At 41.7% G+C, this 22,555-nt stretch carries 21 protein-coding genes; 12 read left to right on the forward strand and 9 right to left on the reverse strand.

What is annotated here, in order from left to right:
- Positions 1-11 precede the first annotated feature (11 nt).
- The 5 genes from J8M00_RS01005 to J8M00_RS01025 all read left to right on the forward strand — a co-directional run bounded on the left by J8M00_RS01005 (position 12) and on the right by J8M00_RS01025 (position 5,631).
- Complete coding sequence (locus tag J8M00_RS01005; RefSeq protein WP_211008519.1) at positions 12-791, forward strand: Hint domain-containing protein; 780 nt, start codon at positions 12-14, stop codon at positions 789-791.
- An 89-nt stretch (positions 792-880) separates the two neighbouring features.
- Positions 881-1,405 carry a hypothetical protein gene (locus tag J8M00_RS01010; RefSeq protein WP_211008520.1) on the forward strand — a complete coding sequence of 175 codons (525 nt, stop codon included), beginning with the start codon at positions 881-883 and terminating at the stop codon, positions 1,403-1,405.
- Positions 1,406-1,493: 88 nt separating this feature from the next.
- Positions 1,494-2,273 (forward strand): hypothetical protein, encoded by a 780-nt coding sequence (locus J8M00_RS01015; protein ID WP_211008521.1) that lies wholly within the window; start codon positions 1,494-1,496, stop codon positions 2,271-2,273.
- Positions 2,274-2,334: 61 nt separating this feature from the next.
- A complete protein-coding gene (locus J8M00_RS01020; protein ID WP_211008522.1) occupies positions 2,335-3,795 on the forward strand; it encodes a hypothetical protein in 1,461 nt (486 codons plus the stop codon).
- Between the two features lie 159 nt (positions 3,796-3,954).
- Positions 3,955-5,631: a hypothetical protein gene (locus J8M00_RS01025; protein ID WP_211008523.1), complete on the forward strand. Its 1,677-nt coding sequence runs from the start codon at positions 3,955-3,957 to the stop codon at positions 5,629-5,631.
- 59 nt (positions 5,632-5,690) lie between these two features.
- Here the strand turns inward: J8M00_RS01025 and J8M00_RS01030 are convergent, their stop codons facing one another.
- The gene (locus tag J8M00_RS01030) at positions 5,691-6,320 is read right to left on the reverse strand and encodes a hypothetical protein (protein ID WP_211008524.1); all 630 of its coding nucleotides are present in this window, start codon (positions 6,318-6,320) and stop codon (positions 5,691-5,693) included.
- 112 nt (positions 6,321-6,432) lie between these two features.
- A complete protein-coding gene (locus tag J8M00_RS01035) occupies positions 6,433-6,858 on the reverse strand; it encodes a GNAT family N-acetyltransferase (protein WP_211008525.1) in 426 nt (141 codons plus the stop codon).
- Between the two features lie 277 nt (positions 6,859-7,135).
- Here J8M00_RS01035 and J8M00_RS01040 point away from each other — a divergent pair, with 277 nt between their 5' ends.
- Positions 7,136-9,076 (forward strand): RecQ family ATP-dependent DNA helicase, encoded by a 1,941-nt coding sequence (locus J8M00_RS01040; protein WP_211008526.1) that lies wholly within the window; start codon positions 7,136-7,138, stop codon positions 9,074-9,076.
- A gap of 72 nt (positions 9,077-9,148) precedes the next feature.
- Here J8M00_RS01040 and J8M00_RS01045 read toward each other — a convergent pair whose 3' ends face one another.
- The 3 genes from J8M00_RS01045 to J8M00_RS01055 form a co-directional block, all read right to left on the reverse strand.
- The gene (locus tag J8M00_RS01045) at positions 9,149-11,164 is read right to left on the reverse strand and encodes a TonB-dependent receptor domain-containing protein (protein ID WP_211008527.1); all 2,016 of its coding nucleotides are present in this window, start codon (positions 11,162-11,164) and stop codon (positions 9,149-9,151) included.
- A 140-nt stretch (positions 11,165-11,304) separates the two neighbouring features.
- Entirely contained in the window at positions 11,305-12,642 is a 1,338-nt protein-coding gene (locus J8M00_RS01050) for a HAMP domain-containing sensor histidine kinase (protein ID WP_211008528.1), read from the reverse strand.
- On the reverse strand, positions 12,629-13,324 hold the full coding sequence (locus J8M00_RS01055) for a response regulator transcription factor (RefSeq protein ID WP_284138180.1): 696 nt from the start codon (positions 13,322-13,324) through the stop codon (positions 12,629-12,631). The genes J8M00_RS01050 and J8M00_RS01055 overlap by 14 nt, the downstream gene beginning before the upstream one ends.
- Before the next feature lie 241 nt (positions 13,325-13,565).
- Here J8M00_RS01055 and J8M00_RS01060 point away from each other — a divergent pair, with 241 nt between their 5' ends.
- The 4 genes from J8M00_RS01060 (at position 13,566) to J8M00_RS01075 (ending at position 17,404) form a co-directional block, all read left to right on the forward strand.
- Positions 13,566-14,672: an SGNH/GDSL hydrolase family protein gene (locus tag J8M00_RS01060; protein WP_211008529.1), complete on the forward strand. Its 1,107-nt coding sequence runs from the start codon at positions 13,566-13,568 to the stop codon at positions 14,670-14,672.
- Between the two features lie 307 nt (positions 14,673-14,979).
- Positions 14,980-15,477: an SRPBCC family protein gene (locus J8M00_RS01065; RefSeq protein WP_211008530.1), complete on the forward strand. Its 498-nt coding sequence runs from the start codon at positions 14,980-14,982 to the stop codon at positions 15,475-15,477.
- A gap of 32 nt (positions 15,478-15,509) precedes the next feature.
- Positions 15,510-16,364 (forward strand): AraC family transcriptional regulator, encoded by an 855-nt coding sequence (locus tag J8M00_RS01070; RefSeq protein WP_211008531.1) that lies wholly within the window; start codon positions 15,510-15,512, stop codon positions 16,362-16,364.
- Positions 16,365-16,486: 122 nt separating this feature from the next.
- Positions 16,487-17,404, forward strand: a complete 918-nt coding sequence (locus tag J8M00_RS01075) for an SDR family NAD(P)-dependent oxidoreductase (RefSeq protein WP_211008532.1) — start codon at positions 16,487-16,489, stop codon at positions 17,402-17,404.
- Between the two features lie 176 nt (positions 17,405-17,580).
- On the opposite strand, the gene J8M00_RS01080 is transcribed toward J8M00_RS01075, so the two are convergent.
- The 3 genes from J8M00_RS01080 to J8M00_RS01090 form a co-directional block, all read right to left on the reverse strand.
- On the reverse strand, positions 17,581-17,775 hold the full coding sequence (locus J8M00_RS01080) for a hypothetical protein (protein WP_211008533.1): 195 nt from the start codon (positions 17,773-17,775) through the stop codon (positions 17,581-17,583).
- A gap of 254 nt (positions 17,776-18,029) precedes the next feature.
- Entirely contained in the window at positions 18,030-18,485 is a 456-nt protein-coding gene (locus J8M00_RS01085) for an NfeD family protein (RefSeq protein WP_211008534.1), read from the reverse strand.
- Positions 18,486-18,488: 3 nt separating this feature from the next.
- Complete coding sequence (locus J8M00_RS01090) at positions 18,489-19,442, reverse strand: SPFH domain-containing protein (RefSeq protein WP_023397976.1); 954 nt, start codon at positions 19,440-19,442, stop codon at positions 18,489-18,491.
- Between the two features lie 212 nt (positions 19,443-19,654).
- Between J8M00_RS01090 and J8M00_RS01095 the strand changes: the two genes are divergently transcribed.
- Complete coding sequence (locus J8M00_RS01095; RefSeq protein WP_211008535.1) at positions 19,655-20,275, forward strand: class I SAM-dependent methyltransferase; 621 nt, start codon at positions 19,655-19,657, stop codon at positions 20,273-20,275.
- 35 nt (positions 20,276-20,310) lie between these two features.
- On the opposite strand, the gene nudB is transcribed toward J8M00_RS01095, so the two are convergent.
- The gene (nudB, locus tag J8M00_RS01100) at positions 20,311-20,751 is read right to left on the reverse strand and encodes a dihydroneopterin triphosphate diphosphatase (protein ID WP_247687173.1); all 441 of its coding nucleotides are present in this window, start codon (positions 20,749-20,751) and stop codon (positions 20,311-20,313) included.
- Between the two features lie 688 nt (positions 20,752-21,439).
- Here nudB and J8M00_RS01105 point away from each other — a divergent pair.
- Positions 21,440-22,486, forward strand: coding sequence for a tetratricopeptide repeat protein (locus tag J8M00_RS01105; RefSeq protein WP_211008536.1), 1,047 nt, complete (start codon positions 21,440-21,442; stop codon positions 22,484-22,486).
- Positions 22,487-22,555 lie beyond the last annotated feature (69 nt).

Consider the following 22,555-nt stretch of genomic DNA (forward strand, 5'->3'; position numbering starts at 1 on the left):
AAATCCTTTTTATGAGAACTTTGACAATTCTTTTTGCTGCTGCGCTTGCGTTTTTCGCTGCTAAATCTGAAGCTGCAATGGACATAGCTGCATATCAGAGCCAAGCAACAACAGATAATGCTGCTCATGGCCGTTGTGCGAAAAAAGCAGTTAATGCTACAGAGTGTGTACAGCGTATCGATTGGGCTGTTCGTGAAGGTTATATCACTGCTCGCGCTGGTGAGTGGGGTAAAGCGAATGGTTTCTACCCAGTTGTTGATTTTTATGACAGAACAGTTGGTGCTGTTTGTAAATGTGGTTGTTTCGAAGCTAGTACGCTTATCCGTGTAACTAAAGGCGGTAAAGTAGTCGATGTTGAAGCGAAAGACGTTGACAATTCATATGGCTTAGTAGCTCTTTCTAAAGATGCTTCTCTAAGCGCGCTTTCAACTGAAACATTTGAAATGAAAGCACGTACTCAAGGTTCTGAAGAATCAAAACTATATGTATTCACTCTTGAAGATGGTTCTGAGCTTAAAGTAACTCAACACCACGGTATGCTTTTAGGTGACGGTACTATGGTAGCTGCTAAAGATGTAGAAGCTGGTCAAACTATGCTTCGTGCAGACGGCGTTGAGCTATCAGTTGCTGCTATCACTCGTGAAGCGACTAACCAAGATGTTTACAACTTTGAGACAAGTGGTGCTGAAGCTGTTAACCACATCATCATCGCTAACGACATCCTAGTTGGTGATTTAACTTGGCAAAACCAGCTTCAAGCTGAGCTAGGTCAAGTTATCGTTCGTCAATAATTTATTGATGCATAGGGAGGGCCATTCAGGCCTTCCTTTTTTATATTAATCATTTCTATTTTCAATCATATTAAGTTGGAATAAATGCCATGAAATCAATTCCTGTATTGCTTGGAACAGCAGTTTTTCTATCTTCGATGTCAGCTCAAGCTGCTATAGATACTGCAAACTATCGTTATCAGGCCTATTTTGATAATGCGTTATACAACAGGTGTGTGAGTAAGCCTTCTGAGTCATCAGCTAGGCAAAGAATAGATTGGGCTCGTAGCGAAGGCGTAATAACTGCTGATGCGGCTGATTGGGGGAAACAATTTAAGTATTACCCGGTTATTGATTATTACGATAAATCAATTTTTTCAATCTGTAGTTATGAAGTGACGCCGAGCTCAGCTGCGACACTGGAGAAGTATAAGCTTTTAGCTGAGCGTTCCGATATGGGTGGACGCTGCGCCTATCGTCCTGATCCTAACCCACTTTATGAAAGAATTGATTGGGCAATATTGAATGGAAAAATTTCAAACAATGCGGGTTTGTGGGGTCGCTACAATGGTTATTATCCAGTAATTGATTTATTTACAGAACAACTTGCTGGTGTTTGCCGTTTTGGCAGATAAAGCATTAACGAACACGCAATACAATAAACGCAATTTTACTTATGGCTCAGGGTTTGAATAAAAATTGCTGTTTAGGAGGTTACATATTATGAAGAAGGGCGTCATTTTTGCTGGAGTCGCTGCTGTTGCCGCTACATTATTCTGGCTAGGCTGGAGTGACAATTTTGCAGATGGTGAGACTAATACAAGCAGCGTCGCAAATGTAGTACAGCACGATAATAAAAATACAGTAAACACTAACAAGCTAGATGAACTAGATAAAAAACTTACATCAGATATTGACACAAAAATACCAAAAGCGGACCCCAAGGTTGCAACAACAGAAGAGCAGCTTCTAACCGCTTTTCAACGGATGCAACTGTCTGTCGGTAAATTTAATTCTGCATCGTTTATTAACGAAGAAATGCAAGATTTATTGCATAACCCTGAAATGATCGAAATTGCGCAAAAAAGTTTGATTGATTTTAAACATGCCGAAGCTGCATTTGGTGAACAACAAGCTTTAGTCAGAGTATTTTCAATTCGTTTGCTAGATCAACTAGCGAAAGCTGGTGAACCGGGTCCTCTTTACGAAGCGACAGGCCAGTTAGCGAGCAATTTGAGCGAGCAGCTGGCAAATGGTGGAGAAATTGAAAAGCGCAGAGATCTTGATCTTGAGGATTTAGTATACGCGTCCATCTCTACTTACGATGATGAGCAAGTGATTGCATCGCCTGAAATGGTGATGATGGAACTTGGTTATTTCGATGACTTTCACAATGACGTTAGAAAAATATATGCGAACCAATTTGGTTCGATTATCAGTCGCGAAAAAAGTGTAGATGAAACAATTGAGATAGTACAAAAGCTGTTTAAGAAACAGTCTTAACTTTCGTAAGCTAAATTAACTCGAATAGCCTACTCGTATGTTTCAAAAGGAGAAATTTGAAATGAGTAACACATATAAGTTTTTGCCCGCGCTGGGTTTGTTAAGTGCATTTGCAGCGCATGCGACAACACCACAACCTCACCCATTAAAAGTTCATGCGCAACAACATATTGCAGACTCTATAGCTTGGATTGATGAGCAGGGAATAAGTTGCGAGCAAAATACCAATTCGCACCCAATGTGTGACACTGTAAAGGTGTACTTTGATGACGGTGAGTTTGACCCATCCAGAACGAGTTCCAAACAAACTATACTGGTAATGGATTATGGAATGGATCTTCAGACCGTATTGCGCTACCGCAGCCGTATAAAATCAGCCTACAAATATGATCCGGACACTCAGACATTTGTGGCAGATAACCCATCTGTTTCGATCTCTCGACTTGGTCAAAAAGTATTAAGTGACATCGATGGCTTTACATATACAGATCAAGATACTGGTGCTGTCAAACCTGGTTTTTTACCTGCCGCATGGCTAGGAGACTTGGCTGCCAAGTATGTGGGAGCAGCAAGTCAGGACAAGTACGATCATGAAACAGGTGCTCCGCACTTTAGTCATGGCACTAAGGTGTTTGGCTATTTGGCACAACACAACCCTGACGCAGAGTTTGTGATCATAGATACCAGTACATTTTCTCCTTTTATCATGCACAAAGATGACATTTGCAGCCGTAATATAGATGCGTTCTATGTGAAAATGGAACGCGCTGCGGGTTCATTATTGAGAGATATCATTGAAGTAAATGACATTGAGTATATAAACTACTCAGGTGGGTTTGAAAGAAGAGATGTACAGACCGCTTGGGAAAGTAATAAATGTAGTGGCAGTTTAAGTAATAGCAGGGCGAAAAGATTCGTTCAGAGCATTAGACCTGTATATGACAAATTGTTTAGTACCTATGGTGTTCTTGGGATCCATGCAGGGGCTGCTTCGGCGACAAGTAGTGAAAACCCACTTGATGTAATTGATTATCAAAATCGCATTCGCGTGATGTCTTATACAACTGGCTCTGTAGATACTCAGATTTCACAGGATGCAAAGACTGGTTGGCAGGATGTATTTGTTAATCACACGTCTGAGTTTGACGGACACAAATATATAGACATGTATATCAATTTTGGCTATGGCAGAAGCGCTTTTTGGGAGACAAATAGTACACCTAAAATGGCTTCTGATGTTTACGGGATGAGATATGGCGCAGATTGGGAATTCCCTTCATCTTCGTGGGCTGCTCCTATTGCTACATCTTATGCAATCGCAATTCAGAGCCAAATGGAGTGGGGTTTTGATCCAGCATATTTGAAGCGAACTTTAATTTCACAAGATTGTTATGATAATGGCGGACATTTCATAAACTTCGCATTATCTGACTTTATATATGCAGGAAATGGACATTGCCGTTTGCAAGATCCGTTAAAGTATCGTTTGGATACACTTAACCAGCAGGGATATTTAAAATAATCACAGAGAAATCATTTTGTATTAAATTGTAATCGCGTAGTGCCTGTTTGATTATTCATGATATAGTTACACCTTAAATTGTTAATTAAGTGTTTATAAAAGGTGATTTTTGCTTTCGAGGAACAGCAAAGCAAAGATTTTTATTCTAAGGAGAGTTATATGTTTAAGAAAACAGGCGCTTTGTTAGTGGGGTCGCTGTCGCTGCTTATCACAGGTTGTGGTGGAGGGAGTGATAGCACTGAGCCTGCACCAATCGATCCTCCCCCTGTGGCTGTACAGCCTGATCCTAAACCTGATCCTGAACCCACTCCAGAGCCGGAACCGGAACCGGAACCTGAACCAGAACCGGAGCCTGAACCAGAGCCAGAACCGGAACCAGAACCTGAACCGGAGCCTGAACCAGAACCTGATCCCACTGTGTTTATGGACGTGATAGAGACACAAGGAAAACAATTTGTGACTGATTCTATTGCTTGGATAGATGAACAGGGCATTGACTGTACGACAGTGCCACAAAACCATGAATTGTGTGAAGTCCAAACGGTGAAGTTTAGCGATGGACAATTTAATCAAGACCGTACAAAAAAAACACAAACAATACTTGTTTTAGACTATGAAATGGACTTTCTTTCGGCATTGCGTTATCGCCCCCGAGTTAAAGCGACTTATAAATATGATCCTCAAACTAAGACATTTATTACTGACAACCCACAGATTAGCTTATCTAAATTGGGTGTAAAACTGCTCCAAGACATTAACAGTTTTACCTTCACCGATGAGAAGTTCGCCAAGCCTCAAGACGCATTTTTGCCAGCGAGTTGGCTATCAGATTTGGCAGCCAAATATAGAGAAGTGGTCCCCGATGACCGATTTGACAGAGTAACCAATAGAGCGTTTTTTAGTCATGGTACTAAAGTGTTTGGTTATTTAGCACAGCACAATCCACAAGCTGAATTTGTCCTAATTGACACGTCTTCATTTACCCCCTTTACACAGCACAAAGATGAGCTGTGTTCCGCTGACTTGAATGCGTTTTTGGCGCATATGCAAAGTGCTGCGAGCTCGCTCAAAGCAGATATTATCGACAGCCATGAAGTTGAATATATAAATTACTCTGGCGGCTTTACTCTGGATAGTGTTGGCAATGCTTTGAGTGGCAACGGATGTAGTGATGCGCTTGATACAGAGCAGCGCGTGCAATTTTTAAATGCAATAAAACCTGTCTATGACGCGTTATTTGAATCGCCAAATACGTTGGCATTTCATGCTGGGAACGAGTTTGCTACGCAAAGCCAAGATGAGCTGGACCTGATCAACTACTCTAATAGAGTGCGTGTTTCTCAATACTCCACAGGTGATAAAGACACGAGTATAACTGAAGGTGGGTTATCTGGTTGGCAACAAGTATTCGTTGATAATGAAGACAGTTTTAATGGCAATGAAAGTATCGACTTATATATCAATGTTGGATATGTGCCCGAAAATGGCACTGGCAGTCATGCAACAAACAGTACTCCAAAGTTCGATCCTGATATTTTAGGGATGAGATACCAAGCCGAGATGTCACCTTTTGGGTCTTCTTGGACAACTCCGGTTGCTACGTCTTATGCGCTTTATGAGCAGGCGAAATTAATGTCTGAGACGGATAGCACTTCTTTTGACCCTCAACTATTAAAATCTCGCCTTATCGCCAACAGCTGTATAGATGTCGCAGAGCTTGAAGGGCATGAGGGTTTGACAAAGTTCATTGAAAATGGGCAAGGGCAGTGCAGAGTGCAAGACCCTTTAAAACATAAAGCGGATGAGCTAAACCGTATTGGTTATTTAAATAGGTAGTAGCGATATTTGCATGGGATGAGGCGTGTACGGCACGCTTCACCCTATATACTCATATGTCATAATGATTCGGCTGCTTTAACGATTTGCTTGGGCTCTGAACGCCAAGAGAAGCGACCATCATAAGATTGACACTCTGCGGTCGAGCTCTGAGCGTCCGCTAAGTATATTTGATTGGTTTTTGAAGCAGGGTAGCTGAAATAGCTACTACATTTTGCGCTTTGTCCTGGACCAATAACCACTTGGGTACCGACTTTGATTTTACAGCTAACGAGCATGTCGAGTGGTGAGTAACTCGGACAAATTACATTGTCTCTACGATATTTGGAAATGGAGCCTTTCGGCTTGTCAAATGTCCACCATTTACCGAGTTTTGAGCCTGAGTATTCGCTATTCCAAGCACGCCAAATAGTTATTTCTTTTGTAGTTACAAAAACTTGACCTTTGCATAGTCCACCTTGTTCCGCTGGTAATACAACACCTTTTGGTATCGAAGCGTCTGGGACAGCAGTAAGACCGGGGTGGTTGTCTATATTGCCAACACATGAAGTGGCAGACTGAGCTACTTCCTGCGTTGTTACCGAAGTAGAAGTACAGGCGGCTAAAAGTAGCATACTTGATGATAGCACTGCTAAACGAACAAGGTGATTATGGGTACCCAAATGGGCCGATTTTTGTAATTTAGACATGCATTGTTCCTTTCTATGATAAACAAAGCCAGTTTAGTATGCCCGAACTAAAATGTATCTTTCAACCCATTACACACTCCTACCGTGTATTTCTGGTTTCATTGTAATCAAACTAATTTTTAGTGAATATATGTTGCGTTTTAGACTCTCCAAACCCCAACTTTCGATAAAAATGATGTGTTTCAATGCGCTTTGAGTTGCATCTGACCCTGAGCTCGGTGTTTTGTTCAATCGCCACTTGATAGACGTGCTCGACCAAATGTTTACCTATGCCCTGGTTTCTTATTTGAGGGTCGACCACCAAACCACCGATTTCATATACCATTTTGGATGCGACACGGTGGGCTTTGAAGGCGTGTATCCAACCACCGACTCGACCGTTTTGGTCAAAAACCCATACATCGTCATTGCTTGATTCAAGTAAATACTCAAGCCGCAGTTGGGCTTGTTCCATTGAAGCACTTTCGTAACCCAAAAAATTGGATAAGTAGTGAATTTGTTGTATGTCTGTCATTTTGGCCGTGCGTACATGTGCCATGAAATACTCCTTGTCCATTGTAGCTGACGTCTTCTATTGCTGTTGCTTAGTGCGAGAGGATATTAGAAAAAGCGCTATGATTTCAATTGGAAAATATCTAATTGCTGCTGCTTCTTGATGTGTAGCGGCAGAACATATGGATTTTATGAATTTAATGATATGTGAAACAAGCTGCCGTCATTGCTGGTATGATATGCAGCGGTACCGAATAATAGCCTGATCGGCCTTGAATGTCTGAGCAGGTGAATAAACCCGCCGTTTTTAATGAGATAAATAAATGCAACTAGCAGATATACAACAAAGCTTACAAGCACACTTTGGGTTCCCCTCTTTTAGAGCTGGACAAGCACAAACAATTGAGCAGCTGATCAATGGGCAATCAAGCTTGGCTATTTTTCCTACTGGATCTGGCAAGTCGCTTTGTTATCAGCTCACTGCATTGCATTTGCCACACGTGACTCTAGTGGTGTCTCCTCTTCTTGCTTTAATGCAAGACCAAATCGAGTTTTTGAATAAAAAAGGTATAGCAGCTGCGAGCTTAGACTCGACACAATCATTTGAACAGTCTCAAAACGTAATGCAAGGTGTAAGAGAAGGTCAGATCAAGATCCTTATGGTGTCCGTAGAGCGCTTTAAAAATGAGCGGTTTAGAGGTTTTATCAAGCAGATACCGATTTCTATGTTAGTGGTTGATGAAGCGCATTGTATTTCTGAGTGGGGGCATAATTTTAGACCCGACTATTTGAAGTTACCGCAAATTCGCAGTGAGCTTAATATTCCGTTAGTGCTGTTATTAACAGCAACCGCAACAAAAAAGGTTAAACGTGATATGGCACAAAGGTTTGCCATTAGCGAAGCGCATATTGTGCAAACTGGCTTTTATCGCTCAAATTTAGACCTCAGTATTCACGGTAGTACTGAAAGTGACAAGCTACCAACTATTTTATCTTTTTTATCCAACAGACGAGATAGCGGAATTATCTATGTCACACTGCAACAAACAGCAGAGCAACTGGCAAAACAATTACAAGCTTCAGGCTTTGATGCCGTGGCCTATCATGCCGGATTAAAAGACGAACTAAGGCAGCAAATTCAGCAACAATTTATGCGCAATGAAAAGCGTATAATTGTTGCAACTATTGCTTTTGGTATGGGGATTGATAAGTCGGATATTCGATTCGTGATCCACTATGATTTACCAAAATCTATCGAAAACTACAGTCAGGAAATCGGTCGAGCAGGGCGAGATGGAGAGCCATCACAATGTATTACTTTGGCAAATCTCGATGGTGTCTCAACACTTGAAAACTTTGTTTACGCAGACACACCAGAGCTTGGCAATATTGAATTACTGATCAATGAAATTAGTACATCTACAGAGCAAGGCCTGTGGGAAATGCAAGAGCTGAGCGTATCTAAAACCACCAATATTCGATTGCTGGCATTGAAAACAGCCTTGGTTCAGCTCGAGCTGTTTGGCGTCTTAGAAGCAAAATATGCATTTTACGCCGACTTTCGCTTTAAATGGTTACACACAGAAAGCAAAGTGCTGAGTTCGTTTGACGCCAATCGACAAAGCTTTATTCAGCAGGTACTTTCCCAAACTCACTTTAAAAAAGTGTGGGGGACGGTAGATATGACTGCTCTAGTGAACCAAGGTCTAGACCGAAGTCGAGTGGTAGCGGCTCTCGATTATTTGCATGAGCAGGGTATGATCCTGCTCGAGTCGAAACGCATGATGCAAGTATATCAAGTTGATACGGAAAAATTAGTCGCGCCAGATCTGGCTACAAAGCTAAGTACTTATTTCGCCGACAAAGAGCAAAGTGAAGTCAAGCGAATAGCCGCAATGCTGCGCTTTTTTGAATTGCAAAACTGCTTATCTAATAATTTAGCGCGATATTTTGATGATGAACAAGTACCACAAAACTGCGGCCATTGCAGTGTCTGTAGAGGAACTGCTGCACACCTGCACTATAGCCAAGAACCTACTTTTCCTGATGAGCAACAGCTAAGAGATGACATCTATGGACTTAAAAACCATTTAACACAAGTCGGGGTGGAAGCAACACCAGCCATTTTAGTGCGCTTCTTAACGGGTATGACCACACCCATGTCAACAGCAAACAAATTTAGGCAAAGGTCGGGCTTTGGTAGTTGCAGTTTATTGAGGTATAAAGACGTTGAAAGCAAGTTGGAGAAACTTGGACTGAAATAAAGTTAGCCAGTGCTAAAAGAAAAAAGAGGCCTTATTTCAGGCCTCTTTGTTCAGCTGACTAGAATTTTGTTATTACAGTTGCCATGTAATGGTGGCGCGAATATCGCGTCCTGGCTCCGCAACACCTGTATCAATTGGGCCAAGTGCTGCATAGGTTGCATGGTCATAATAAAACTTGTCGAACACATTCTTGATGGCGACATCCAGTTTTAAGTTTTCGTTGTCCGTGATATACCACGTCGCTTTTAAGTCATGAACGCCATAGCCTACCTTTTCTGGTAATTGGGTATTGTCCCAGACATAGGTGCCAGCATCATCAAGGCGTTTAACCAGACGTGCTTGCCAAGCCAACTCTATTGAATCGGTGAGTGAGTAGTCAGCGCCCAAGGTTAAAGTATCACCAACAGAGGTACCAATAGACCAGTCTTGATCGGAGATAGGGGTTCCTGCCAGCGCCGGGTTTATATGCGTTTTCCACTCAGGGCTGCTGCTATTAAATGCCAGAGACAAAGATACTTTCTCAAAGCTATAGCGAGCATTGATGTTTAGCCCTTTATTCTCTAAATCACCGACGTTGCTCAGTATGTGGGCGGCCTGTGTTTCGAGGTTCTTTGCGGTAGAAACAGCATCATCAATCGTCGATACAAATACGTCAGCTTGCACAACGAGGTTGTCACCGAGATATTTAAATCCGACTTCGATGTTTTCAGCAACTTCTTTGCGCAAGTTTACGTCATTATCATAATAACCAAGGACAAATAGCTCTTTTACTTTTTGACCTCGAACAGCCTTTGCGTAACCAGTATTAACCGATAACTCAGGCGTAAGCTCATAAGTAAGGTTCACATTAGGGCTAAAGCCGCTAGAGTCAAAATTGTGACCGTTGTCATCGTCAAGTTCGTAGTTGTCGTATCTTACACCTGTGCTGATCTGAAATTGTTCTGTCACTTGGAAGTAATCTTGAATATAGATACCCAGCACTTTGCCTTTCTCAACACCGGACAGCTCATAGTTTGATCCAATGTCTTCTAATATCGCTTCGTCGTCTCTGTAGTCAAATCCAGCCACAATTTTGTGAGTGTTATAGAGCGCAATATTCTTGATATCAAAACCTTGTGAGTCATACTCGGCGAAATAAGTGTTTTGAACAACAATACCCGCTCTATTTTCACCTTTAGGGTGTGCGTGCGTGATAGAGTTTTTAGTTTGGTACGCTGAAAAAGCGACATCAATGAGATCATCATGCGGTGCGTAAAAATAATTTAGTGTATTTGTTGTACGCTCGCTTTCTTGCGGCAGTGGTAAGTTTTTACGGCTTGGGTGCCAATGGGCACGCAGTAAGCGTGTGCCGTCATCGTGGCGCACATCGTGACTTAGGCTAAATGATTGTGTGTCAGTTATATCACCACTAATTTTAGCAAAGCCAACTTCTTGCTCTGACTGAGAGTAAGGGATTTCATCACCGTTTCCATCTTCCATGTTCTCTGTGTCGCGCTTGATCAGTGATACCAATGCATCAATATCGTCAGTGACTCGACCATATACGGTAGAGCTTGCTTTGAAGCCTTCACTGTTGCCGTAATAACCTAGCTTGAATAAGGCGCCAAAATTTTCATCTGGTGCAAGCAAGTCTGAGGCACTCTTAGTTTTAAATCTCAGTGCACCACCTAGCGCGCCCGAGCCAGATGTGGCGTCCCCCGCACCTGCCACCACGTCTACTTGCTTGAGCAGTTCAGGCTCAATTGATAAACGACCTTGATGGTGAAACAAATAGCCAGCTTGCAACGCGCCATCAATACTGACATTAAGCATGGTGTCTTCTAGACCGCGAACATAAATCTTTTGTGCGACAGGGTTCGAACCACCTACCGATACTTGTGGAAGTGATCTGAATATATCTGACAGGTCATTCGCTTGTAGTTGAGTCAGATCAGTTTGGTCGATGATCATATCGGCGTCAGAAACTTTGCCGTGAACTTCGATGATTTCAATCTTTTGTTGTTTGTTGTCGGCTAAAGTAACAGGTGAACCAAAAGTTGCAACTGCCACAGCAAGGGCGATAGATGAGCGAGAAAAACCAAACTGCATTGGTGTGTTCCTTTATCTTAAATGAAAATAGTTATCAATACGCCGTGTATTATTCATGGTTCTGTCCCAAAACAAAGCACTTTTACAACTGTTACATTTGCAGTGACATTTGGTGCTAATTTATGTGACTACGGTTGGCTTTAGAGCTCAATGACGATACATAATCCGGATTTGGGTGTATTTTGTGCGTAGATATGTCCGTTTAGGCGCTCCATCTGCCTTTTACACAGTGCTAGACCCAAACCAAACGAGTGACTATCAGGTTGCGTATGCGAATAACCATGACTGCGATAAAACGGTTGAAATATATCTTCTAGCTCACTCTCAGCGACACCGGGCCCATCATCTAATATTTGAATTGTGTGCTTATCAAGTACCACGGAGATATGCTTTGTGGCATACCGGCTGGCGTTTCTGAGCACATTCTCTATGACCTGACCAAGCACTCGGGCGTCACTATTGTGCTGCTGAGTTTCTGGCATGTTCAGCTGAAAGTGTAAATGTGGGGCTTCAAACTTAACTTCTTCAGCAATGCAATCGATTAAGTCGACGAGATCAAACGGACTATTTGCTGTGTCAGTATGTGGACAAAAACGTTCGTTTTCGAGCCATGTTAATGTGAGTGTATTTTCGGCAAGCTCTCTCATGGTGTGGGTGTTCTTGGCCACGCGAGAAAGCATATCTTGTTGGTCTAACCCGGATTTGTGGCATTCCAAAGCGGTTTCTATACGCGTAATTGGCGTTCTAATTTCATGCGAAAAGTCAGCGATAAACTGCCTTTGTGCGCGAATGGTGTTGGCGGTGCAGTGGGCCATTTTGTCAAATGTCGCTGCAATTTGTTTGAACTCCGTATCTCGGCTCGAAATTCTGTCTCCCACACGGCTGTCTAAATCTCCATCGGCGAAGGCGCGTGTTGTTTGTTCAAGTTGTTTTAGAGGCTTCATGATGGCGCGATATAGCAGCCAGCAAATGCCCGCTAGAACCAAAAATGGTACGAAAAATTGCAGTACAATGTAAGTGACTTTCCAGTAATTGCCTGGACGCATATGGCTGGGAAGCTGAATTAAAAAGTGAGTCCTGTCATCAGCAAAGGGAATATCCATTACTGGGTTACGGGGGAAATATAAATGGATTTTCCAGCGTACATTTCGGCCCAGTGTAAACTCATCGAGGTAGTATTGCTGAAGTTGGGTATCTGCCAGTGGGGTCAGCTCACGCTGTACGACCGCAGCCCAAGTATTGTGCTCTTGCTCTATGTTTTTTACGTATGCACTCAAAGCTGCCATATCGCCTTTTAAGAACAATTGCTCTGCGTGTTGGCCAAGTGCAATTAGCTCTTCTTGATGTTCTACTTTGATTTGACTCATTCTGAATTCGGTGTGGTTGACCAAGTAATCGATCACACCGAACAATATGATTGAGCCCGCTATGACCAGCGCGCACAAGCGTAAGAAATAAGAGGCTTTAAGGTTGAACATGCAGACGGTACCCTTTGCCATGTACGGTTGTAATCGACTCAGGGCTTAGCCCTACCGCGACTAGTTTTTTTCGAAGTCGACTCAAGTGCATGTCTAAACTGCGGTCATACCGGCTAAATTGGCGTTCAAGTACGCTCTGGTAAAGGAATGCTTTGCTAAGGGTTTCCTTGTGATTGTGGGCTAACTGCCACAGCAACTTAAATTGAATTGCAGTGATATCTAGTGTCTCTTTGTTATAGGCGGCAAGCTGCTTTTGTCTATCCAAGTGCAAGTCAGCCAAGACAATCTCAAATGGCGTTTGTGCTTGGGTATGACTTGCGTGGACACGCCTTAAAATTGCTTCTATACGCAGTACCAGCTCATCAAGGTTAAAAGGTTTAGACAGGTAATCATCCGCGCCCAAGCTTAGACCCTTAATGCGCTCTTGTTCAGCACCACATGCAGATAAAATCAAGACAGGTGTGTGTTTTATTTTTCTAAGCTGAGCCAAGATTTCGTAGCCTTCCATACTTGGTAAGCGAATATCCAAAATGATGAGGTCATAATCGATAGCCAGCGCCTGACTAAGTCCTTGTTCGCCATCGTGAAGACAGTCTACCTGATAGCCCCTGTTGCTAAGTAGCACACAGACTTGTTGATTGAGAGTAATGTCGTCTTCTACGACTAAAATACGGTTGTTCACAGATTTGTGTCTTCTAAAATGAGAATGATTGTATTTTAAGATTATTGTGCCTGTGTATACAATAGCGACAAGGTCGGATAGTAAACAGACGTGCGCTGTATGAGTTTTTTTCAAATGGAGTGAGTTGTATTTGATCAAATTCCCAATGACTGAAGGGGTTAACCAGCATTGGGGTATATCACGAGGCAATAGGTAACATTGGAATACAGTCTCGGATACAAACTCATTTAAGGAATGACACATGTTAAGGTTAATATCTATCAAATTGTCGCTACTGGCATTTGTGCTCAGCTGCGTCGGAGGGCTCTTTTCCAGTGCCGTATTTGCGAAGAGTTATAAGGCGACCCATCATGCCATCGTATATGAAGGGCGAGTTAGTAAACATTACAATAAAGGCCAAGTAGAGTTTAACTGGCCGGGAACACAGCTCAAAACCAAGCTAGTTGGGAAATCACTTAAAGTTACAATGGCTGGATATGGTGATCAGTTTGATGTCTTAGTAGATGGGGTACTGCACAAGAAAATTGTCACAGGGCAAAATGGCAACTTTGAGGAGCATGTCGTATTTGCCCAACAGGATGTAAAAACGGTAGACATTGAAATCGTTAAACGCTGGGAAAACTACAGTAATAACACCAAAATTTTAAGCTTTACGACTGATGGTCGATTAGAGGGAATTTGGCAGCAGCAACCCCATATTTTATTTATCGGTGACTCTATTAGTGCGGGCTTTGGCAGTGAGTCAACTAAGCGCCAGTGCACTTGGAACGAAATTGTAGATACCAGCAATGCCAGAGTGGCGTTTCCTTATCTAACGGCGTCTCTGTTGGAGGCCAGTTTTACTCAAGTGTCTTATTCGGGCCTAGGTTTGATCCGCAATTGGAGCGGCAATGATCCTCACCACAATTTGCGTACTTACTTTGACAAAGTAACGGCTGTGTTTGGTGACAATAAAGCTTATGAAGATACACATCCTAATTTGGTAGTGATAGAAGTGGGTACGAACGATTTCAGTACAGATCCTCAGCCACACGAGCCTTGGGAGACGATTGAGGACGTGAAAGCAGACTGGGTTTCGACCATGGTAGAGTTTGTTAACACTGTGCGCTATCGCTTCCCCAACGCACCAATTGTTTTTATGCCAAGACCTGCATATCCATATGACTTTATTATTCCGGCAACATTAGAGGCAAAAGCAAAACTAGAAGAGCAGGGAATAGATAAGCTGTACTCTCACACTTTCTCTTCACCACTGGAAGGGTGTATTTGGCATCCAACAACAGCTGAGCATACCGATATTGCAAATAAGTTGTCGGTATTTATTCGAAGCCATAATTTGTTGAACTAAAGGCTTAATCTGCCTGTTAAACCCATTAATTAGCGTTTTGCAATTGGTGGGTTTAACCACTCGAGACTTCATTTAATAACTTTGCCGCTGAGCACACTTGTATACTGTCCAAGCAGGAATAGTCAGCGTTTCTCAGAACTGAAAAAGTTCCGTTAGGGCGGCTTTAAATTCAACTACTGAGCCGCCCAAAATAAGGTGAATTGCATTGCCTTGAGAAACTTTTTATTGAGATAGCAAGAAATATCAAAAACGCGCTTTGGATATTTTCTAAAGTACACCTATCAACACAACACACACAGGTGTACTTATGAAAGTAACTAAAAAAATCATCATCAATAAACCCGCAGAGCAAGTCTGGCATTTAATCGCCCACGAATTTGATAAGGCACATTTATGGATGGGCCCTATCCCAAATTCAGTGGCTCTGGGGGCTGGTAAAGGGTTGTCTGGAGCGCCAATGGAAGGGCGTATCTGCGACTTAAATTCTGACCCCAATGGCGCTAAGGTCAAAGAGGTGATCACAGAATACAGTGAGCAAGGTAGATATTTGGCATTTGATGTCTTACCTGTCAACAACCCTAAAATTGTGCCTATTAAGCAAAACCATGTTCATATGTCAGTGCGTTCAATCGGCCACAATAAATCAGAGGTAACTTGGGTTGCCTCTCCTCAGCTGAAGCTGTTTGCTTACCCATTTTATCCACTGTTGAGATTGGTATTTCCGATTGCATTTGGCAAACTGCTCACTGGATTGAAAAAATATGCTGAAGAAAATGTGCTAATGTCAGACATGGCACGTGCTTGAGCAATTTAGTAAAGAACTTTGAGGATTATGAGATGGAGCGGTTTTTTAAGAGCATTGAATATATTGAGTCACACTTATTTGAAAAAATCAGTGTGCATGAAATTGCGACAGCCTCACATTATTCAACTTATCATTACAGTAGGGTGTTTAAAGCATTGGTTGGAGATACACCTAAAGAATACTTGCGTAAGAGGCGCTTAACATTTGCGGCAAAACGTTTGCTAACAGAAGAGGTTGGGATTTTAGAGCTGGCAATTGAATGCCAATTTGAATCTCAAGAAGCGTTTACTCGTGCATTTAAGGCGTTGTTTGATATGACGCCTGCACAATATAGAAAGATCAACGAACCGTTTAGGTTGTTGTATAAAAAACCAGTCAGCCAAGATGACTTGGCATTTTTACAGAATAATATCAGCATGGAGCCCGAAATTATTGAGCAACCAGCAATGAAAATTGTCGGTATTGCAAATCAATATGATGACGGTGATTTAAGTTTGCCGAAGTTGTGGTCGGGCTTTAGACCATACAGAGATAAAATACCAAACCGTGTCGGCAGTGACTTTTTTGGCATATATGAAAACTATGAAGAATCTGAAGATACCACGCGGTTTGTTTATATATGCTCAGCACAAGTTGAAAACTTCGACGATGTGCCTGAAGGCCTTATCACGCGTGAGCTTGAAGCCCAGACGTATGCTCGGTTCACTCATATAGGGCCCATTGCTAAACTAGAAGAAACACTGCGCTATATTTGGGGAAGTTGGCTACCTAAAAGCAGCTATGAATATGCAGATAAACCGGACTTTGAATTACTGCCCGCTAACTTCAATGATGCCGACCCCAATAACAAAATCTACTTGAACATTCCAATAAAGCCCAAAGCCTGATCCGTCAGGCTTTTTTTTTTGCTCAAGAAACAAGACAGCAAGAAATATCAAAAAATCGCTTAGTGCATCGATTAATCTAGTCGTATTGAACATTACATCATCATTAAGTGAAAGGTTACATCATGATCAAGCGCGTATTAATTACAGGAGCAAATGCAGGTTTAGGTAAAGAAGCAGCGAAGCAGCTCGCGGCTCGCCCTGAGGTTGAAGTTGTCTATTTAGGATGTCGAAATCGAGAAAAAGCCTTTATTGCGCAGCAAGAACTAGAGCAATTAACAGGGCGCAGCATTTTTAAAATTGTTGAAATTGATGTCAGCGACACCAGCTCTGTTAAACGCGCTGTTGAGTCATTGCCTCATAGTGTGGACGCATTAATCATGAATGCTGGTGGTACAGGCGGAAGGGACTTCTCGAAGCTAAACAGTGACGGTGTTACGCAGATATTTGCTGTGAACTTATTAGGGCACAGTGTGCTAACGGAAGAATTGCTAAAATATGGCAAGCTGACCCAAGTTGCTGTATATGCGGGCTCGGAAGCTGCTCGTGGCGTGACTGAAATGGGTATGCCACGTCCCAATCTAACTACCTCGTCAGTGGAGGAGTTTACGACCATTTGTGATGGCTCGGCATTTACCAAAAACCAAGATGCGACCGCACATTATGGGCCAATAAAGTATATGGGGGCGCTTTGGATGTCTGCCATGGCTAGACGCAACCCACACATCAAATTTATCACCATGAGCCCTGGGGCTACGACTGGGACTGAAGGGTTTAATACTTTACCTGTGATCAAGCAATACGCAATGAAAGGTATGATGCAAGTAATGTTATGGTTGGGTAAGGTGCACCGAGTTGAAGTAGGAGCTGGGCGGTATTTGTCCGCTATTTTTGATAAACAGCTAACATCAGGTCAGTTTTATGCCAGTAAAAAAGGGCTCACCGGCGTGATTGGTGAGCAACACCTTTTATTTGCTGACTTAATTAATGAGCAATATCAAGAGAATGCCCTTAAAGCGATACAGCGATTCAACAGCCATTGAGTTCATTGAACCACCTTAGAGCCTTGTATGAACGTGCGTCACAGTAATATTACACTTCACGAGATACACGATATTTAGAGACTAATTTGGGTAAAAATATGGATTCAGTACGCTTAATTTATGCCTGATTTCAAATGGAACATCTATTTTTCAACCCGTTGACCTAAAATTCGCACTCATAAAGCACCTATGCTTTTCTTAGGTGAATCTCGGTAGATAGTGCTGTTAGATACAAGTTCGCCCGGCTCTCTAGCATAGCTATAGCCTGTTTCTTTATTGTCTTGAGCCTTAAATAGTTGGGCTGAATGAGCTTGGCTTATCAGCAACAGTGTCAGAACCACCAACAAGCTTAGTTTACAATTGTCGTGCATGGTTATTCCTTGCTTAGACTATGGCTTATAACTGCTGCGTCATTCACTATGTTATGGGCCGAAGATGAAGTCGGTGTGTCTGAAATATGAACAAATTAAGTTGTGAGCATGCGGGTTTTTAAGCTGATAGTTTGGAGAAGATAGTAGTGTCGGTTCAATGTGTGGAACGACTATTACCAAGCTCTGTTAAGTCATTTAGCAATATAGAAAAATTAGGAGAAAGCGCAGTGGGCTTGCGCTTTTCAATTGGTGGCTTATTCCACAGGCGTAACCCAAAGTATGCCCACTGATTTTTCGACAACTTTGACATGCGTGCCTTTAGGTAAGTCAGATTTACTTTTAATTTGCCATTGAATACCAGAGTATTGGTAATGGACTTGGTTTGATTCGGTCAAGTCCTGTTCTAATGTAAAACTAATTTCAGCAAAATCACTTTCTACGGGTTTGGTATCTTGCTGTGCTTGCATTGCTTTGAGTGGTTTCCATAATAGTAGCGCTAGCACCGCAGTTAAGATACCGTTTATCCATGCCGCGTTGAGTAAGTTTGGTTCGACCAGTCCGAAATACATGAATGTACCACTGGCTACAAGTGACAGGCCTAGAAAAAACAACACAAATGTTGAAAACCCGAGAATAATCACTTCAATACTGAGTGCTAACAAACCAAAAATAATTAATGCTTGTGGTAAGTTTTCTGTGAGATAGGCCATACATTACCCATTCTTTTGACTGTTTAAGGTGTTAATTATCGACATGCCCTGAGCAACGAGTGAACTGGCATCCGTTCCATTGTCTGGTAGCAGTACAACTGACGATTCTTTAGCAATCGCTTCTTTTGCAGCAATTGCCTTGGTTGCCAAATCGAGTTGAATGGCTTTTTGGCCTTCTTGTGTATTAGCTGCTTCACCCACTTTTCTCAATGCATCTGCTTGAGCCTCTGCAACAGCAATGATGGCTTTTGCCTCACCTTCGGCCTTTAATATTTGCTCTGCTTTTTCAGCTTCTGCCGCTAAAACCTGAGCCTGTTTTTTACCTTCGGCAACATTAATTTCGGCCTGACGATCGCCCTCAGATTCTAAAATTTGAGCACGTTTAACACGCTCAGCTTTCATTTGTGCTTCCATAGCTTCCATGACTGAATTAGGTGGCACAATATCTTTGATTTCGTAGCGTAATACTTGAATACCCCACGGCTCTGATGCAGCGTTAATCGCAGTCACAATATTGGTGTTTAACATATCACGCTCTTCAAAGGTCTTGTCCAGTTCCATTTTGCCCAGTTCACTACGCATGGTGGTTTGAGCCAATTGTGTGACCGCGAACACATAGTCATCAACACCATACGTTGCTTTATACGGGTCGAGTACTCTGAAATACAAGACTCCATCTACGACTAAAGAAATATTGTCGCGAGTAATCGCGGATTGAGAAGGTACATCGGTTGCTTGCTCTTTCAAGCTCCTATCGGCCGCTACTTGGTCAATAAAGGGAATTATAAAATTTAAACCCGCTTCTTTTGTTGATTGGTATTTACCAAAACGTTCAATTATCCAGGCGCGATTTTGCGGGACAAATTTAATTGAGCCTTTTAAAAGTACAATAACAAAAATAAGTAAAACGGCTTCAATGGTAAAAAGAAAGTTCAGTATCGTTGTAACTGGGTCCATAAGATTTGAGTCCTTTTATTGCTAGAGCCTTTACAATAGCATGATGTTGTTAAGAGTAAAAATAGCTCTTTTTTAGTGTTGCTAACGTCATTATTGATCTATGTTTAAACGGTTTCACGATTTCAACTAGTGGCTGATTGTCATTATTTTGTTATACAGGTTACCTATCATAGATACTAAAAGCAGATACAATCAATTGGGGCCTTTGTACCATGACCGCGCAGTACTACGAACAAAACGCATTGAAATTAGCACAGATATACCAGACAGACTGCTTTGAATCATTACACGCAAATTGGCTTACTCATCTTAAACCCTATCTAGTGAAAGAGCATTTGAGCTTCTTGGACATTGGTGCCGGTGCAGGCAGGGATGCTAAGTTTATTGTTGAGCAAAATAGAAGCGCAGAAGTGGTCGCCGTTGAGCCTGTTAGTTCTATTAACCGATTAGGTCAGGCTTACACACGAGAGCTGCCGATTATTTGGTTTCGCGATGAGTTACCGCGTCTTGTTAAAGTGAAAAAGCAGTACGACACTTTTGACATTATATTGGTAAGTGGAGTGTTTAATTATCTTGATAGCCATGCTTGTATTCAAGCTCTCCTAACAATAAGGCAATTGCTTAAACCGCAGGGGTTATTAGTCATCAAATTGCGACACTGTACTGACGAGCAGCACCTTGAGCTCCGAGGTCTCACTAATTTTGATACCGAAACGCTTGTAACTATGGCACAAAGTGCTGATTTAAGTTTGGAACTTATTACGGATAAAGAACAGGATGCGCAGGGGCGTGCCCACACAACTTGGCAAACAATGCTGTTTAAGCCAATATGAATTGGCTTTTTAGCATCTAAATCAAGGGCGCATCATTACAAGGCGAGGATTTCTTTTTTGTTACTTGCAGACCATGCTGTATTTGCTGCATCCTTTTGGTCTAGCCAGATGTAGTCTGTATGCTCTTCAGCGCATAACTTGACTGCAATATCGTTTGGAACACAAATGCTAAAAACGTGCTCTGAATTGATTTTTGCACTGCTTTCATAACGATGTCGCCATTGAGGGCGAATTTCATATTGATTAATTACGTCATGAGATCTTATTTCGAGGCCTAGGACATGAGCATCTATGCCGGTTTCTTCCTTTAACTCACGATAGGCAGTGGCTAATGGAGCTTCACCTCTATCTATCCCTCCGGTAACTGATTGCCAAAACTCGGGGTCGTCTTTCCTTTGCAGCAATAGAAACTGTTTATTTTGATTGTATATAACGACAAGAACAGAAAACGGTTGGCGTAGCATTTCTTTTTCCATGGATATAGGTACCAGATTATTATACCAAGTGATACGTATACAAGGGAGAGTTTGGGTCCATTTACAATACAAAAAAAAGGCAGGCTATCGCCTGCCCAATCTCCAATAGCAATAATCTTTGCCAAGGAAATACCCAATAAACCAACATCCTTATCAGTAAGCTCTACTTCTCGGGAGTTCTAGGAGTTACTTAATTAATTAAGTGGTGTCTCCAAAGGAACAACTTCATCCTACATGGATGTTTTCAAAATGTAAACTGTTTATGATGAAAAACTTCATATGTAACTTAAATGCGTCTTTTGTTTTTATTTGTTGTATTTTTATGCGTTTTTTCATATGAGTTGAAAAAGTTCAATATTTACAATGTTGTATGTTTCTTGAATTTCTATTGTTGATTTTAGTAGTTTTATCGGGTACTTTCTTTTTGTTGTTAAGATATTGATTTTTAAAATTAATAAAATTGAATGAATTTTTTCATATGTTTTATTTATCCCGAAATGTTAAATAAATGTTTTCTTGATGCGTATTCCAAACAAATTTTCTTGTACTCATTGCGGGCGAACTTGTGGTTTGATGAAATGAAAGTAATTTGGTGAATTCAGGTCAATTGAGAAATTCTTAACCCAAGCTTGGTTTTCATTATGTTCTATACCATGCTTAGACAGGGTACCAAGAAAGTAGTGGCATTATGTTTATAGCAGGTTTGTTATCGGTAGTGGTTGTGATGTCACCAAGCGAAATGTTCATGACTCTCAATAAAATAAAAGAGCTCAATAGTCAAAACCCGCAACAGGCCGCACATGTATTTAGCTCGATACAATCCAGATTACCTAAAAAGCCCAGCCGAGGGTTATTAGAGCTTTACCTTGTCGGCTTGGAGTCAGGTGTTAGAGCCAATGATGCTGCAATCGTACAGCATGTTGTGTCCATATTTGAACGTGATAGTTGGCAAAGTGCAATAGAAGGCACAGAGCTGGACATTGCAACAGCAGTGGCAATTTATCATCGGCGTATTCACGACTACAGTTATGCAGAGATATTGAACGAATGTGCTATTTCGTATGCGGTCGACCCTAAAGAGTTTAGTCGAGTGGCTAACAATATGGCTGTCGTATATCGGTATAGTGGTCAGCCACAAAAAGCGGCAAACATCCTAAAAGAGTCTTTAATGTTGGCCGAAGACAGAGAAATAATAGCGAATATCAAGAATAATCTGGGTAACATCTATTTCGATCAAGAAAAGTATCGTCATGCTCAACTGATGTATATTCGCGCATTTCGTTTTCATTCTGAAGTGGGGCAATCCGCTTATGCTGCTGGGACTGGGTTAAATTTACTCAACACGCAAATTTTTTTAGATGACTGGAATAGCTTTACGCGATTTCGAAGCTCAGTTGCTTTAGAAGTAGAACAAAGTGGTCAACCCGCTTTCAAATTGTTTTTTATGTGGCAAAAGTACTTGTACGAGTACATTAATTCAGGTGTTGCTCTCTCGAATGATAGAGTGCACACATTAATTGAATCAATACCAATATTGCTCAAGAGTGAACTAGGGCCGTCTCTCCAGTTTTATTCAAAGCTTTTTCAGCACGAAGATTTAGCTCAGGCATTGCAAGAGCAACTTAAAAAAACTCCAGATATCAAACGTATAAAGTCTCCAAGTGGAAAAAAAGTTAAGCTTGAAAGGCTATGCTCTTCGCGGATCATTGCAAAAAAATACTTCTCTGACCGTTAATAAGAATTGAATTTGGTTAAAAAAAGGTCAATACTTTAGTTTCCGTATCAGGAAAACTTGTAAAGGAAA

Source organism: Pseudoalteromonas luteoviolacea (assembly GCF_018100925.1).
In the GTDB taxonomy this organism is placed as follows: Bacteria; Pseudomonadota; Gammaproteobacteria; order Enterobacterales; family Alteromonadaceae; genus Pseudoalteromonas; species Pseudoalteromonas obscura.